Source organism: Mycolicibacterium rutilum, from assembly GCF_900108565.1.
GTDB classification, from domain to species: domain Bacteria; phylum Actinomycetota; class Actinomycetes; order Mycobacteriales; family Mycobacteriaceae; genus Mycobacterium; species Mycobacterium rutilum.
This window is the reverse complement of record NZ_LT629971.1, coordinates 3,211,305-3,225,160: the sequence shown is the minus strand read 5'-3', so window position 1 is coordinate 3,225,160 and position 13,856 is coordinate 3,211,305. Positions and strand designations below refer to the sequence as shown.

Genomic DNA, 13,856 nt, shown 5'->3' with positions numbered 1-13,856 from the left:
TCAGCCCGCCTGCTCGCGCGCTGCCTTCTCCGCCTGGGCTGCCTTCACGCGGCCCTCGTTGATCTCGGCCATCGCCTCGGGGATCTCGCCGGCGGTGAACTTGCCGCCGCGGCCGGTCGGCAGACCGCCGAAGCTGTAGGTCTCGTCGAAAATCGGTGCCTCCGAACGCTCCCGGCGCGACTCGACCTTCTCGATCACCGGCTCGAGCCGCTTGGCCTTGTCCGCACGGGCTTTCTCGTCGCGCTCGATGAACTCGGGCAGGATGTCGCGGCCCATGATCTCGATCGACTCCATCGTGCCCTCGTGGCTGCGCGGGTTGAGCAGCAGAATGATCTCGTCGACACCGCTGGCCTCGTAGCCGCGCAGGAACTCGCGCACGGTGTCGGGCGAGCCGATCGCGCCGCGGCCGGGGCCGTAGGCCAACGTCGGATCCTCCTTGACCGCCTGCTCGTAAAGCTCCCAGACGCCGGTGCGGCCGGGGGTGTGCATACCGGTCATGTAGTAGTGCATGATCCCGAACGAGAAGAAGCCGCCGCCGATTCCGAGCCGCTTGAGCGCCTCCTCGTCGGTCTTGGCCACCATCATCGACAGGTCGCCGCCGATCGCCAGCAGGTTCGGGTTGATCTCCGGGGTGACGGGAGCGCCCTTTTCCTCGAACTCCTTGTAGTAGCCGTCGACGCGCTCCTTGAGCGCCTCGGGGCCGGTGTAGGCGAAACTCAAGGCGCCGATGGCCTTCTGCGCGGCCATCTGCACCGACGACGGCCGGGTGCAGGCCACCCAGACCGGCGGATGTGGGGTCTGTAGCGGCTTGGGGATCACGTTGCGGGCCGGCATTTCGACGTGCTCGCCCTTGAACCCGGTGAACGGTGTCTCGGTCATGCACCGGATGGTGACCTCCAGGGCCTCCTCCCACATGGTCCGCTTGTCGGCGGGATCAATGTTGAACCCGCCCAGTTCGGCCACCGACGAACCTTCGCCGGTCCCGAATTCGACTCGCCCGTTGGACAGGTGGTCCAGCGTGGACACCCGCTCGGCGATGCGCGCGGGATGGTTGATCGGCGGCGGCAGGTGCATCACGCCGAAGCCCAGCCGGATGTTCTTGGTGCGCTGGCTGGCGGCGGCCAGGAACATCTCCGGGGCGGTGGAGTGGCAGTACTCCTCGAGGAAGTGATGCTCGGTCAGCCACACCGTCGAGAACCCGGCCTTGTCGGCGAGCTCCACCTCGTCGAGGCCGTGTTGGAAGAGCTGGTGCTCGTCGTCGTCGCTCCACGGCCTCGGCAGCGGAAACTCGTAGAACAGCGAGATCTTCATTTGGTTACCTTCCGGTGTGTATCGGATGTCGTATCGGTTCTGGTGCCGGCCTGACCCACAGAACCGGACAGCTGATCGGCGATGTGCTTGGCGGCGACATAGCCGAAAGTCATTGCAGGCCCGATGGTTGCGCCGGCACCGGCATAGCTACGGCCCATCACCGCCGCCGACGCGTTGCCCACGGCATAGAGGCCGTCGACGACGGTGTCGTCGGCGCGCAGCACCCGGGCGTGTTCGTCGGTACGCAGGCCGCCGGAGGTGCCGAGGTCACCGAGGATGATCTGGAACGCGTAGTAGGGCGGCTTGCCCAGCGGGTGCAGGTTCGGGTTGGGCAGTGTGGGGTCGCCGTAGTAGTTGTCGTAGGCCGAGTCGCCGCGGTTGAAGTCGTCGTCGTGGCCGCCGCGCGCGAGTTCGTTGAACCGGTCGGCAGTCTGGCGCAGCTGGGCGGGCGGGACGCCGATCTTGGTCGCCAGCTCCTCGAAGCTGGCACCCTCGTGCACGACACCGGACTCCAGCCACGCCTTGGGCACCTTCCATCCGGTGGGCACCGGCGCGAACGGCACTTTCGGGATGGGTAGATGGCCCGCGACGACGTAGCGGTGAAACGAGCCGATGTCGGTGATCAGCCAGCACGGGATGTGGGTGACGCCGGATTGGTGGCCCTCGATCATCGCGTGCGCGAAATCCATGTAGGGCGCGGCCTCGTTGATGAACCGCTTGCCCTCACCGTTGACGACGAACTGCGACGGCATCATCCGCTCGTTGAGCATGAACTGCAGCCGCCCGTCGGGCCAACAGATCGCCGGGAACCACCACGCCTCGTCGAGCAGTTCGGTCGATCCGCCGACCTTCTCCCCCGCCCGGATGCCGTCGCCCATCGACGCCGGATTGCCGAAGCTCCAGTCCTTTTCGAGCAGCGGCAGATGCTGGCGGCGCCATTCCATGTCGTGGTCGAAGCCGCCGGAGGCCAGCACGACGCCGCGCCGGGCTCCGATGCGCTGCTGGCGGCCCTCGCGTTCGACCACCGCGCCGACCACTGCGCCGTCGACGTCGGTGATCAGCTCGGTCATCGGCGAGCTCAGCCACAGCGGCACGTTCTGCTGTTTGAGCGCCAGCCGCATCCGGGCCGCGAGGGACTGCCCGATGGCGGCCATCCGGTCGCCGAACACCCGCGCCCGGAACATCCGCCAGATCAACTTGACCAGCACAGCTTTGCCGCGCCAGTTCTGGCGCACCTGGTAGAACAGCCGAAGATCCTTGGGTGCGAACCAGATACCTTTCGGCGCCAGCGCGAGCGGCTGCAGCAGGTTCTGCTCCTCGTCACCGAGCTTGCGCAGGTCGATGGCCGGCACGTTGATGGTGCTGCCGAGCTCGGAGCCGCCCGGCAGTTCCGGGTAGTAGTCGGCGTAGCCCGGCTTCCAGACGAACTCGAACCACGGGCTGAGCCGCTCCAGGAACTCCATCATCTCCGGCGCGGCGTCGACGTACGTGCGCAGCCGCGCCTCACTCACCAGGCCGCCGGTGATCTGCCGCAGATACTCGACGACGCCGTCGGGATCCGGGACGTAGCCCTCCTTGCGCTGCGCCGGGGCGCCGGGCACCCAGATGCCGCCACCCGACAGGGCCGTGGAACCGCCGAAGTGGTCCGACTTCTCGACGACGAGCGCGTCGAGCCCGAACGCGTCGGCCGCCAGCGCCGCGGTCATGCCGCCGCCGCCGGAGCCGACGACGAGCACGTCGACGGTGTGGTCGAACTTCTCAGACATCCAATACCGCCGTCCTGATCGCGAATCCGGCGATCAACTCGGGAGCCGCCCGGTAGAACCGCTGCGTGGTCCGGTATGGCCCGTGCGCGGCCAGCGCCGCGAAAGCGGCTATCCACGTTCTGACTTCGTGCGCGGAATGGCCGGCCTGCTGCTCGATCCAGGTGTTCGACCAGCCATCCACTTCGGCGAGCCGGTTGCCGTCGACCAGCTCGAGGAACGCGGCGTCCCACTCGGGGTTGAGCGGCTGCAGCGGGCTCTCGCCGTGCGCGAAGGCCCGTGCGGCGTCCATGACGGCCGTCTGCCGGGCCTGTCGCTGTTCGGTGGTCATCGGCACACCGTGCACGATCCGGTCCAGCGCGGCCGGCGGCGCGCTCGCCAGCGTCGGCACCGGCGGATCGTGCGACAGCCCGCCGGAGCCCACGATCAGCACCCGCTTGCCGAGCGTGGCCAGGAAGGTGCCGACCGCGGCGCCGAGCGCCCGCACCCGGCGCACCGGTCCCAGCGGGGTGGCGACGGAGTTGATGAACACGGGGATGACCGGTCGCGCCGTCGCGTCGCCGAACAACTTCTCCAGAGGCTGCACCGTGCCGTGGTCGACGTCCATGCTGGCCGAGATCGCCACGTCGATGCCGGACTCGAGAACGGCTCGCGCGCAGTCGGTTGCGATGTCGGCGGGCACATTCAGCGGCCCCGCGTAGGTGCCGTAGTCACCGACGCCCCGCGCGGCGGTGCCGATGCAGAACGGCGGCATGGTCCGGTAGAAGAACCCGTTGTAGTGGTCGGGCGAGAAGATCACGACCAGGTCCGGGTCGAACTCGGCGACGTATCGGCGGGTGTCGGCCAGCGCCGACTCGATGTCGTCAAGGAGTTCCGGTGACGGTCCCGGAAGGTTCAGTAGCGGGCTGTGCGACATGCAGCACAGGGCCAGTGTGCCCATGAGAACCGGAGCCTCCTCCCTGGGTCAGACAGAGCACGTCGAAAAGTGCTTCGCTCATTTCGGGGGCGCGTTGCGCGATGCAGGCGCCGGCGATGCAGCGGTCGGGGCGCAGGAACAGCACCGAGTCGGTGTAGGTGTCGAACCACGCCTTCAGCGCGCCGGTCTTGTCACCGATCACCACGACGTCGGGATCGTCGTGGCCCGGCCAGTGCAGCTGGGTCATCGGACGGGCCTCGATGAATTCGGCACCCAGTTCTTTCCATCGGCGAAAGGCGTTGTCGCCGAGGATGGCACGCAGGTTGTTGCTCCAGCACAGAACCGCGAAGCCCGGCCCGAGGACGTCGTCGAGCAACACGTTCTGCCGGTCCCGGGTGTCGACGCGGGGCTGGATGAACAACGTCCCGGTCGGCGAGACGCCCCCGGCGGCGCTCGGTTCGGCGTGGAACACCGCACCCTGCTGGTAGCGCGGCATCGGCTTGAACCGCATCTCGAGGATGTAGCGCTTCAGGGTCGGGACGACCGACGCGGCGTGGATGACACGGTCGCGCAGGGCGGCCACCCGCCGGTTCGTCGGCGAGATGACCCGGCCGACCATCGTCGACAGGTCGATCATCGCGCGGGCATGCTTGCGGCGTTCCAGGTCGTAGGTGTCCAGCAGTGCGTCGCCGGCCTGCCCGGTGACCACCGCGGCCAGTTTCCAGCCGAGGTTCGCCGCGTCGCGGATGCCGCTGTTGTAGCCCTGCCCCTGCCACACCGGCATCAGATGGGCGGCGTCGCCGGCCAGCATCAGGCGGCCCTTGCGGAACGACCCGGCGATGCGTGAATGGTGCGTGTACACCCGGTGCCGGATCATGTCGACCCGGTCGGGATGCGGAACACGCTGCGCCAGCATCTTTCTGACGAACGCGGGGTCGTCGGCCTGCTCGTCGGTCTCGTCGGGGTGGATCATGAACTCGAAGCGGCGGATGCCGTGGGCGATCGAGATCGACACGTACGGCCGTGCCGGGTCCGCGCCCACCTCGCTGTTCGGGTGGCCCAGCGGATCGTTGGCGACGTCGACGACCAGCCACCTGGTCGACGACGTGGTGCCGTCGAACGACACGCCCATCAGCCGCCGGGTGGCGCTGCGACCGCCGTCGCAGCCGACGACGTACCGCGCCCGCACCGGGTCCTGGCCGGTCGCGAACTGCACGGTCACCCCGTCGTCGTCCTCGGCGCAGGTCTCCATCCGGCAGCCGAACCGGACCTCGACGTGGTCGAATCGCTGTAACCCGGCGAACAATTCGGCGTCGACCATCGGTTGTACGAAGCCGTTGCGCTTGGGCCAGCCGAACCGTGCGTCCGGCGGTGCCATCTCGGCGAGCAGTTTCCGCTTGGCGTCGAAGAACCGCAGGATCTGGTTCGGCACGGTGTGCGGCAGCACCCGGTCGACCAGGCCGATCGACTGGAAGGTGCGCAACGCCTCGTCGTCGAGGCCGACGCCGCGCGGGTAGTCGATCAACGTGTCGCGTTCCTCCACGACCAGTGTCCGGACCCCGTGCAGCCCAAGGATGTTGGCCAATGTCAGCCCGGACGGCCCGGCGCCGACGATCAGGATGTCGACCTGTTCAGTCACTTTGGCGCCCCAGCAGGAAGTCCAGGTGCAACCGGTTGAACGTCTTGGGATCCTCGAACTGCGGCCAGTGCCCGCAACCCGGCATCACCTCGAACCGCGCACCGGGGATCATCGATGCGATGCGCCGCCCCTCGGCGACGTCCGCCGTCGGGTCGTCACTGGTCCACACCACCAGGGTGGGCGCGGTGATCGCACCGTACTCGTCGGGGCCGAGCAGGTTACGGGCCCGGATCTCGGGATCCTGCAGCGCCATGATGTCGCGCATCGCGTTGACGAAGCCGGGCTGCCGGTAGACCCGCTGGCGACTGGCGACGATGTCGTCGTAATCCTTTGTCTTGTCGGCCATCAGCCACTTGATCCGGGCCTGCACGGTCTCCCAGGTCGGGTTCTCGGCAGCCGCCATCGACAGCGTGATGATCCGCTTCATCACCTCAGGGTCGGCCTGTGATCCACCGGCGGTGTTGAGCACCAGGCGATCCAGTCGGTCGGGGTGGTCCACCGCGGCACGGGCCGCGACCCATCCGCCCAGCGACTCGCCGCTGATGTGGGCGCGTTGCGCACCCACCGCGTCGAGGAACGCCATCAGATGGTCGACGTAGTGACGCACTTCCAGCGGGTGCCCGGGTTTGTCGGTGTACCCGTGCCCGAGCATGTCGATCGACCACACCGAGAAATGCTCGGCGTGCGACTCCAGGTTCCGGACGTAGGCCTCCGCGTGGCCGCCGGAGCCGTGCAGGAACACCAGCACCGGCCGGTCGGTCTCACCGGCGTGCAGATAGCGGGTGCGCACACCACCGGCCTCGAGGTAACCCTGCGAGAAGGCGACGCCCTGCAGGTCGCTCCAGACGCTCTCGTACTCGGCGGACACAGTCAGCCCTCTCTTGACGGCGAGAATCTGATTCTCGTATTTTGTAAGCGTTCTGCTCATTTATCGCACACCCACGTGCACTATAGTCAGAGCATCACTCTCGTGACTGCGGAATGTCAAGGGAAGTCGAGGAAGGGGCACCATGCCGCCGGGCCGCACCCGTCAGGGCGCTCAAGAGGGCAAATCCCCCTCGCGGGACGAGCCGGTCAGCGGCGCGCCGGGGTCGCAGACCTTGGCGAGGGGGCTGGCCGCGTTGCAACTGGTCGCGGCGTCGCGCAGCGGGTTGACCGCGCAGCAGGTGGCCGACCAGATCGGCGTGCACCGCACCATCGCCTACCGGCTGTTGTCCACGCTGTCGCAGTTCCGGTTGGTGGCCAAGGGCGAGGACGGCCGCTACCGCTCAGCAGCGGCGCTGGCCGTGCTCGGCGCGTCCTTCGACAACAACGTCCGCCAGCTCAGCCTCGCCACGCTGCGCGGACTGGCCGACGAACTCGGCAGCACGGTGTCTCTTCTGGTCGCCGAGGGTGACCAGCAGGTCGCGATCGCGGTGATCGCCCCGACCAACGTCTTCTATCAACTGAACTTCCACGAGGGCAGCCGCCATCCCCTCGAGCGCGGTGCGGCCGGGATCGCGTTGCTGGCGAGCATGCCGCCGCGGCCCGGTGAACGCGACCTGGTGCCCCTGACCCGCCAACAGGGTTGGGTGATCACCCACGGCGAGGTCGAACCGAACACCTACGGCCTCGCCGTGCCCGTGCGCAGGCGGCCGCCGGCGCCGCCGACCTGCATCAACCTGATCTCGCACCGCGAGGACGTCGTGATGGACGGCAGGGAGGCGGTCATCAAGGCGGCCAACGAGTTATCCGCGATCCTGAGCTGAGGATCAGTCAACGAGGAGCAGCGCGTGACCGACTGGGATGATGACGTCGACGTGGTCGTACTGGGCAGCGGCGGAGCCGGCCTGACCGCCGCGCTGACCGCCGCCGCCAACGGCGCATCGGTGCAGATCTACGAGAAGGCCGCGACCGTCGGCGGAACGACCGCGGTGTCCGGCGGCATCATCTGGATCCCGGCCCACAACCGGTCGGCCGACGGTGAACTCACCGTCGAGGACGCGATGGATTACCTGCGGGCACAGTCCCTCGGTTTCATGGACGACGAACTCGTCGAAACCTTCGTGCGCACCGGCCCCGAGATGCTCGATTACGTTGAGGCGCACAGTGAGCTGCGCTTCGAGATCGCCGCGGGTTTCCCGGACTACAAACCCGAGCTGCCGGGCGGGCGGCCCTCGGGTGGCCGATCGCTGAACGCCAAACCGTTCGACCTGAGCAGGCTCGGTGACTGGCGCGACCGCATCACGTCGTTCCCCGCGGATTTCAGCAACGTCGGCATCGATGCCGAGACCCGCGCCCGCATCCACGCCGCCGTCGACGACGAGTCCGGCGACTACTGTGTGGCCGGCACCGCGCTGATCGCCGGTTTGCTCAAGGGCTTGCTGGACCGCGGCATCACCCCGCAGACCAACGCCCGCGCCGTCGAGCTGCACGCCGACGCGCTCGGTATCACCGGCGTGCGGATCACGCAGGGCGACAGGAGTTTCAACGTCCGCGCCCGCCGCGGCGTGGTGTTGGGCACCGGCGGGTTCGAATGGGACCGCAAACTGGTCGAGGCCTACCTGCGCGGGCCCATGCGCGGACCGGTCTCGCCGCCGAACAACACCGGCGACGGGTTGCGGATGGCGATGGCGCACGGTGCCGACCTGGCCAACATGGGCGAGGCGTGGTGGGTGCCGATCGTGCAGCTGCCCGGCGACACGTTCGAGGGCCAGCCCCGCAGCCGCAGCGTACGACTCGAGCGCACCCGCCCGCGCAGCATCATCGTCAACCGCGCGGGCAGGCGGTTCCTCAACGAGGCGGGCGAGTACAACTCGATGGCCGGGCCGTTCCACTACCTCGATCCGCGGCACGGATACGCCAACGATCCGGCGTGGATCGTCTTCGACTCGCTGCACCTCAAGAAGTACGGCTTCCTCGGTATCGACCCGGACGGGCCGGCGCCGGACTGGTTCTCACCGTCGAAAGACCTCGCCGAACTCGGCGCCAAGACCGGGATCGACCCCGACGGGCTGGCCCGCACGCTGGAGTCGTGGAACGACAACGTCAGCCACGACACCGATCCCGACTTCGGCCGCGGGTCCAGTGCCTACGACGGCTACTGGGGCGACGACAAGGCGGCCACGCCGGCGGCCCGCACACTCGGCCCGATCGACACGCCGCCGTACTACGCGGTGCCGGTGTCAATCGGCGCGATGGGCACCAAGGGCGGGCCCCGCACCGACGCCGACGGACGGGTGTTGCACGTCAACGGGTCGGCGATCCCGGGGCTGTTCGCCGCGGGCAATGCGATGGCGGGCGCGACCGGCAAGGCCTACGGCGGCGCCGGCGGAACCATCGGCCCGGCAATGGTGTTCGGCTACCGAGCCGGCCTGGCGGTCTCCGCGCGGGTCTCCTAGCCGGCGGCGACCGCCAGTCCGATGAAGTAGCTGCCCAGCAGGCACGCCGCGACCAGCACCACCCAGCTGTCGGTGAGGCGGCACAACCACACGGGAGCATGGCGAACCTCCATGAACTCCCGGAAGATGATGCGCACCTTGATCAGCGCGATCGCTATCGCGCTCACGGTGACCACGGTGCTGGCCTCGAGCGTGCCGTTCCGATCGACCGCCTCATCCATCCCGACGTACACCAGCGTGAGCAACGTCAGCAGCGCCCAGGCGATGACGAGTCTCTTGTTGGATGTGTTGCTCACCGGATCACCTCACGACGTAGAGCATGGCGAAGATCAGCACCCACAGGAAGTCAACGGTGTGCCAGTACGTCGCTCCCGTTTCCACGAGCTCCTGCGAGCGTCGCGCCGGACTTCGCAGCTGGTAGACGACCACGCCCAACACGATGAAGCCGATGAGCACGTGGATGCAGTGCAGCGACGTGAGAAAGAAGTAGTGCTGGAAGAACTCGTCGCTGGTGAACGTGTTACCCATGCGGATCTCCAGGATCCATTCGAGCACCTTCGAGATCACGAACGTCGCACCGAGACCGGCGGTCACATACGCGAACATCAGGGCGGACCGGTAGGAACCGTCACGCGCGGCGCGGACGCACCGGGCGATCGCCCACGAACTCGTCAGCAGGACAACGGTATTGAGGACGCCGATCCGCAGATCCAGATCCGCCTGAGACTGCAGGAAGAGTTCCTGGTTCTGTGTGCGCAGGGCCAGGTACACGGAGAAATAGCCGGTGAACAGCAGTGCCTCGAACAACACGAACAACCACATGTCCGGCTGACCGGGCACTCGACGTTGCGGCGTGTCCTCGCGCCGTGCACCGAGAAGGCCGGTCATCGCACCGCCGCCACTGTTTCGGGAGGTTCGGTCGCCGGTGACGGGTCGCGCAGTGGTCCGGTGCCGAAATCTTCGCGCTCGATCATCCTGCGCAGCAGCATGATGAAGGCCGCGGTGTAGAGGATGAAGACGACCATGTTGATCCACCACGCGATCGCACCGTTCCAAGCGAATGCGCCGCGCTGGAAGATCCAGGCCGGTGCGACAACGACTTCGGTGAGCGCGTTGCACAGCCCGAGGTACGCGAACCACTTCGGGAACACGTTGTTCTTGTCGAGCAGGATCGCGACCAGCCAGACCACCGAACCGACCAGGAAGACCCCCATCGTTCCGCTGAACGACAGGAACGCGAAGTCATACATCCAGACGATCAACTCGGGGTCACGGTCGGGGCGGAGTGCGCCGACGGTCATCGCGATGGCCATCACCAGCATGCCGGGCAGGGCGGCGAGCGAATACATGATCAGGTACGAATAGGCGAAGACGCGGCTGACCGACATCCGCCACATCGAGTATGCGAGAAGGGCATTCATCGGCGCGCACATGCCCGAGATCAGGAACACGACGCCGAACCCGGTGAGCAAACCGACATGGCGGTCGGCGAACCACTGCACGATCAGCGGGGTGTCCCAATCGGGGCTCGGCGGCGGTTGCACGCGCGTGACGAGAAAGAACAGCACGCCGTACAACTGATAGAAGACCACCATGACCCACCACGCGAACCACAACTCACGCTTGGGGTGGTACCGAAAGTTCCACGCCAGCCGGCGCAGCCGTGAATCACGCGGCGGCGTCATCGGTTCCGCTGTCGGGTCGCTCATGCGGCGGCCGGGACTTCCGCCGCCTGCCGACGGATGTTGTGAGCGAGCACGATTCCCATCACCGCGATCCAGACGGCGATCGCGATGTTCTTGACCCAGAACGACAGCACGCCGTCCCACGCCAGCGGGCCTTCGAACGTCACCGCCCCGAAGGCAGCCGGCATGAGCGCGAGGGCGATGAGCAGGTTGAAGTGCGCCACCCACGGCCGGAAGACTGGCTTGTCCTGATGATCCCAGTAGACCGCCAGGGCCAGCACCAGACACTGCGCGATGAGGTACGGCACCAGCACCGTGAAGGTGACCCAGGCCAGATCGTTGAGCAGTTGGGTGAGCTCGGGCGAACGCTCGGGCCGGAAGGATCCCAACAACCAGAACATGTTGGCGATCAGGAACAGTGTCGGCGGACCACCCGCGCAGGCGATCAGGCAATAGGACAGGATCGGCGTGCGGTGCGCCATCTTTCGAACCTGCATCGCGAGCAGGACCACCGTCGGGATCAGGCCGACGCCGAACCAGTTGAACAGGATCATGCTGTAACGAATCCGTGCGGTTTCGTCGCGGTAGAAGCCGGCCACCTCCTCGACCGACATGGTCGGCGACATCGGGTGCACGAAGCCGGGAAACAGGAAAAACGCGGACGCCCAGATGATCACCATCGCAGGCAACGCCCACAGCATGATCAACTCGCCATCAGTTCGCTTCATCGTCCGCTCCAAAGCTGGTTGCCGATCGGCTACTCGGACGGTAGCCGATCGGCAACTTGGCGGTCAACGGTGGGCTACCCTCGTCTCGTGGCGGCCGCAGAGAAGTTCAGCGAGATCACCCGCACCGCTGCCCAGACCCGGGTGATGGACGCGGCGCTGAAGTTGATCGCGGAGCACGGTGTCAGCGGCACCTCCTTGCAGATGATCGCCGACGCGATGGGGGTGACCAAGGCGGCGGTGTACCGCCAGTTCAAGACCAAGGAAGAGATCGTCATCGCGATCACCGAGCGCGAGTTGAGCCGGCTCGAAGACGCGGTGGAAGCGGCCGAGGCTCAGGGACACGAACTGCGGGCGCGCGAGATCCTGCTGGACCGCATGATCGACCAGGCCGTCTCGCGCCGCGGTGTGGTCAGCGTGCTGCAGTTCGACCCGGTCATCATCCGGTTGCAGGCCGAGCACGAACCGTTTCAGCGGTTCATCGAGCGTCTCTACGCGGCGCTGCTCGGCACCGAGGCCGGTGTCGAGGCGCGGCTCCACGCCGCGATGCTGTCGAGCGCGATCAGCGTCGCCGTCATGCACCCGCTGGTCGCCGATATCGACGCTGAAACGCTTCGCGCACAACTGATCCTGATGTCACGCCGGATGCTCGACCTGCCGAGCGGTCACGACTCCCGCGGAACACCGAAGAGGCGCTCGGCGGCGGTGTAGACGTCGTCGCGGCCGTCGGCCACCGCGTCGGCGAGCCGGTCGAGTTCCGGATGGCTGCGCAGCAGGCTCTGCGCCAGCGACAGGATCTGTGCCCGGGCGCGCGCGGCCCGTCGGTGCGGGCTGTCGGCGCGGTGGTGCGCCTCGATCGCCTCCATCAGTTCGGCAATGCCGTCACCCTGCGCGGCAACAAGTTTGAGGATCGGCGCCGACGTCTCCCCACGCAGATCGCGCACTGTCTGGTCGGCGCCGTCCCGGTCGGCCTTGTTGACCACCACGATGTCGGCGACCTCGAGCAGCCCGGCTTTGGCCGCCTGGATGGCATCTCCCGCACCGGGATTGAGGATGACGATGGTCGGATCGGCCACCGCGGCGATCTCGATCTCGGACTGCCCGACCCCGACGGTCTCGAGCACCACCAGCCCGTACGACAGCGCCGCGAGCACCTGTATCGACGCCGGCACCGCCGCGGCCAGACCGCCGAGATGGCCGCGGGCCGCCACCGACCGGATCAGCACGCCGGGGTCGTTGATATGAGCCGCCATTCGGATGCGGTCGCCGAGCAGCGCTCCCCCGCTGTAGGGCGACGACGGGTCGACCGCGAGCACCGCGACCCGTTCCTGCCGTTCGCGGTAGGCGCCCACCAGCACCCCGACGGTTGTGGACTTGCCCGCACCCGGCGGCCCCGTCACCCCCACCACACGCGGCGGCTCCACCCGGCCGATCGCGTCGAGAACCTCGTTGCGACGGGGGCTTTCGGCCAAGCTCAACAAGCGCCCGGTCGCCCGCGCAGAACCGTTGCGCGCGGCGTCGAGGAGCTCGTCGATAGTCATTGGTGCGCAGTCTACGGAGCCGGTGGCTTGATGCCCGTCGCCGATCCCATTGCCTCGCATCTCTGTCTCGACCGGTATGAGAATGTTATTCTCTCAGATCGAGAGCGTCAGTTGCAAGAAGGGGGATCGTATGCAAATCGCAGGTAGTTCAGCGATCGTCGTGGGTGGCGCGGGCGGCCTCGGCGAGGCCACGGTCCGGCGGCTGCATGGCGCGGGCGCCAAGGTCGTGGTCGCCGATCTGGCCGACGACAAGGGCAGGCAACTGGAGAGCGAGCTCGGCATCCGTTACGTCTCGACCGACGCCACGTCGGAAGAGTCGGTGCTGGCGGCCATCGCCGAAGCGGAAGCCCTGGGCCCGCTGCGCATCAGCGTCGACACCCACGGCGGCCCGGCGGGCGGCGGGCGGCTGGTCGGCAAGGACGGCTCCCCGCTCGGAATGGACGCGTTCGAGAAGACGATCAAGTACTACCTGACCGCGGTGTTCAACATCATGCGGCTGAGCGCGGCGGCAATCGCGCGCACCGAACCGCTCGAGGAAGGCGCCCGCGGCGTCATCGTCAACACCGCCTCGATCGCCGGTTACGAGGGCCAGATCGGCCAGCTGCCCTATGCCGCGGCCAAGGGCGGCGTCATCGGCATGACCCTCAACGCCGCCCGTGACCTCTCACCGCTGGGCATCCGCGTCGTCACCATCGCCCCGGGCACCATCAACACCCCGGCCTACGGTCAGGCGGCCGATCAGCTCGAGCAGTACTGGGGTCCGCAGGTGCCGTTCCCGAAGCGGATGGGCCGGTCGACGGAGTACGCGCAGCTGGCGCAGAGCATCATCGAAAACGACTACCTCAACGGCGAAATCATCCGCCTCGACGGGGCGCTGCGCTTCCCCCCGAAGTGAC

General features: G+C 67.5%; 14 protein-coding genes. 4 read left to right on the top strand and 10 right to left on the bottom strand.

The annotated features are described in order from the left end of the window. The 5 genes from BLW81_RS15775 to BLW81_RS15755 are packed head-to-tail and all read right to left on the bottom strand — an operon-like array spanning position 1 to position 6,497. Complete coding sequence (locus tag BLW81_RS15775; RefSeq protein ID WP_083407980.1) at positions 1-1,311, bottom strand: LLM class flavin-dependent oxidoreductase; 1,311 nt, start codon at positions 1,309-1,311, stop codon at positions 1-3. After that, entirely contained in the window at positions 1,308-3,077 is a 1,770-nt protein-coding gene (locus BLW81_RS15770) for an FAD-binding protein (RefSeq protein ID WP_083407979.1), read from the bottom strand. The genes BLW81_RS15775 and BLW81_RS15770 overlap by 4 nt, the downstream gene beginning before the upstream one ends. Then, positions 3,070-4,014: a 3-carboxyethylcatechol 2,3-dioxygenase gene (locus BLW81_RS15765; protein ID WP_083410573.1), complete on the bottom strand. Its 945-nt coding sequence runs from the start codon at positions 4,012-4,014 to the stop codon at positions 3,070-3,072. The genes BLW81_RS15770 and BLW81_RS15765 overlap by 8 nt, the downstream gene beginning before the upstream one ends. Continuing rightward, the gene (locus BLW81_RS15760; RefSeq protein ID WP_083407978.1) at positions 3,938-5,629 is read right to left on the bottom strand and encodes a bifunctional 3-(3-hydroxy-phenyl)propionate/3-hydroxycinnamic acid hydroxylase; all 1,692 of its coding nucleotides are present in this window, start codon (positions 5,627-5,629) and stop codon (positions 3,938-3,940) included. The genes BLW81_RS15765 and BLW81_RS15760 overlap by 77 nt, the downstream gene beginning before the upstream one ends. Beyond that, positions 5,622-6,497: an alpha/beta fold hydrolase gene (locus BLW81_RS15755; protein ID WP_157897709.1), complete on the bottom strand. Its 876-nt coding sequence runs from the start codon at positions 6,495-6,497 to the stop codon at positions 5,622-5,624. The genes BLW81_RS15760 and BLW81_RS15755 overlap by 8 nt, the downstream gene beginning before the upstream one ends. 142 nt (positions 6,498-6,639) lie before the next feature. Here BLW81_RS15755 and BLW81_RS15750 point away from each other — a divergent pair, with 142 nt between their 5' ends. Both BLW81_RS15750 and BLW81_RS15745 read left to right on the top strand, forming a co-directional pair. Further along, positions 6,640-7,377 carry an IclR family transcriptional regulator gene (locus BLW81_RS15750; RefSeq protein WP_083407977.1) on the top strand — a complete coding sequence of 246 codons (738 nt, stop codon included), beginning with the start codon at positions 6,640-6,642 and terminating at the stop codon, positions 7,375-7,377. Between the two features lie 24 nt (positions 7,378-7,401). Beyond that, positions 7,402-9,009, top strand: coding sequence for an FAD-dependent oxidoreductase (locus BLW81_RS15745; protein ID WP_083407976.1), 1,608 nt, complete (start codon positions 7,402-7,404; stop codon positions 9,007-9,009). On the opposite strand, the gene BLW81_RS15740 is transcribed toward BLW81_RS15745, so the two are convergent. From BLW81_RS15740 to BLW81_RS15725, 4 genes are read right to left on the bottom strand one after another with little or no spacing between them, the layout of a single operon-like run. Further along, entirely contained in the window at positions 9,006-9,305 is a 300-nt protein-coding gene (locus BLW81_RS15740; protein WP_083407975.1) for a cytochrome C oxidase subunit IV family protein, read from the bottom strand. The two genes, BLW81_RS15745 and BLW81_RS15740, sit on opposite strands and share 4 nt — an antisense overlap. Before the next feature lie 4 nt (positions 9,306-9,309). After that, the gene (locus BLW81_RS15735; protein WP_083407974.1) at positions 9,310-9,897 is read right to left on the bottom strand and encodes a cytochrome c oxidase subunit 3; all 588 of its coding nucleotides are present in this window, start codon (positions 9,895-9,897) and stop codon (positions 9,310-9,312) included. Further along, positions 9,894-10,718 carry a hypothetical protein gene (locus tag BLW81_RS15730; RefSeq protein ID WP_083407973.1) on the bottom strand — a complete coding sequence of 275 codons (825 nt, stop codon included), beginning with the start codon at positions 10,716-10,718 and terminating at the stop codon, positions 9,894-9,896. The genes BLW81_RS15735 and BLW81_RS15730 overlap by 4 nt, the downstream gene beginning before the upstream one ends. Next, entirely contained in the window at positions 10,715-11,422 is a 708-nt protein-coding gene (locus tag BLW81_RS15725; RefSeq protein ID WP_083407972.1) for a hypothetical protein, read from the bottom strand. Before BLW81_RS15725 ends, BLW81_RS15730 begins: the two co-directional genes overlap by 4 nt. A gap of 144 nt (positions 11,423-11,566) precedes the next feature. On the opposite strand from BLW81_RS15725, the gene BLW81_RS15720 reads away from it, so the two are divergent. Beyond that, a complete protein-coding gene (locus BLW81_RS15720; protein WP_083410571.1) occupies positions 11,567-12,130 on the top strand; it encodes a TetR/AcrR family transcriptional regulator in 564 nt (187 codons plus the stop codon). Here BLW81_RS15720 and BLW81_RS15715 read toward each other — a convergent pair. Beyond that, positions 12,085-12,960 carry an ArgK/MeaB family GTPase gene (locus tag BLW81_RS15715; protein ID WP_083407971.1) on the bottom strand — a complete coding sequence of 292 codons (876 nt, stop codon included), beginning with the start codon at positions 12,958-12,960 and terminating at the stop codon, positions 12,085-12,087. The two genes, BLW81_RS15720 and BLW81_RS15715, sit on opposite strands and share 46 nt — an antisense overlap. Positions 12,961-13,090: 130 nt before the next feature. On the opposite strand from BLW81_RS15715, the gene BLW81_RS15710 reads away from it, so the two are divergent. Next, a complete protein-coding gene (locus tag BLW81_RS15710; RefSeq protein WP_083407970.1) occupies positions 13,091-13,855 on the top strand; it encodes an SDR family NAD(P)-dependent oxidoreductase in 765 nt (254 codons plus the stop codon). Position 13,856: the final 1 nt, after the last annotated feature.

Bases quoted from the DNA above. Each gene is read 5' to 3' on its own strand.
- BLW81_RS15775 (WP_083407980.1), bottom strand. From the start codon at position 1,311: ATGAAGATCTCGCTGTTCTACGAGTTTCCGCTGCCGAGGCCGTGGAGC.
- BLW81_RS15770 (WP_083407979.1), bottom strand. From the start codon at position 3,077: ATGTCTGAGAAGTTCGACCACACCGTCGACGTGCTCGTCGTCGGCTCC.
- BLW81_RS15765 (WP_083410573.1), bottom strand. From the start codon at position 4,014: ATGGGCACACTGGCCCTGTGCTGCATGTCGCACAGCCCGCTACTGAAC.
- BLW81_RS15750 (WP_083407977.1), top strand. From the start codon at position 6,640: ATGCCGCCGGGCCGCACCCGTCAGGGCGCTCAAGAGGGCAAATCCCCC.
- BLW81_RS15735 (WP_083407974.1), bottom strand. From the start codon at position 9,897: ATGACCGGCCTTCTCGGTGCACGGCGCGAGGACACGCCGCAACGTCGA.
- BLW81_RS15730 (WP_083407973.1), bottom strand. From the start codon at position 10,718: ATGAGCGACCCGACAGCGGAACCGATGACGCCGCCGCGTGATTCACGG.
- BLW81_RS15725 (WP_083407972.1), bottom strand. From the start codon at position 11,422: ATGAAGCGAACTGATGGCGAGTTGATCATGCTGTGGGCGTTGCCTGCG.
- BLW81_RS15720 (WP_083410571.1), top strand. From the start codon at position 11,567: ATGGACGCGGCGCTGAAGTTGATCGCGGAGCACGGTGTCAGCGGCACC.
- BLW81_RS15715 (WP_083407971.1), bottom strand. From the start codon at position 12,960: ATGACTATCGACGAGCTCCTCGACGCCGCGCGCAACGGTTCTGCGCGG.
- BLW81_RS15710 (WP_083407970.1), top strand. From the start codon at position 13,091: ATGCAAATCGCAGGTAGTTCAGCGATCGTCGTGGGTGGCGCGGGCGGC.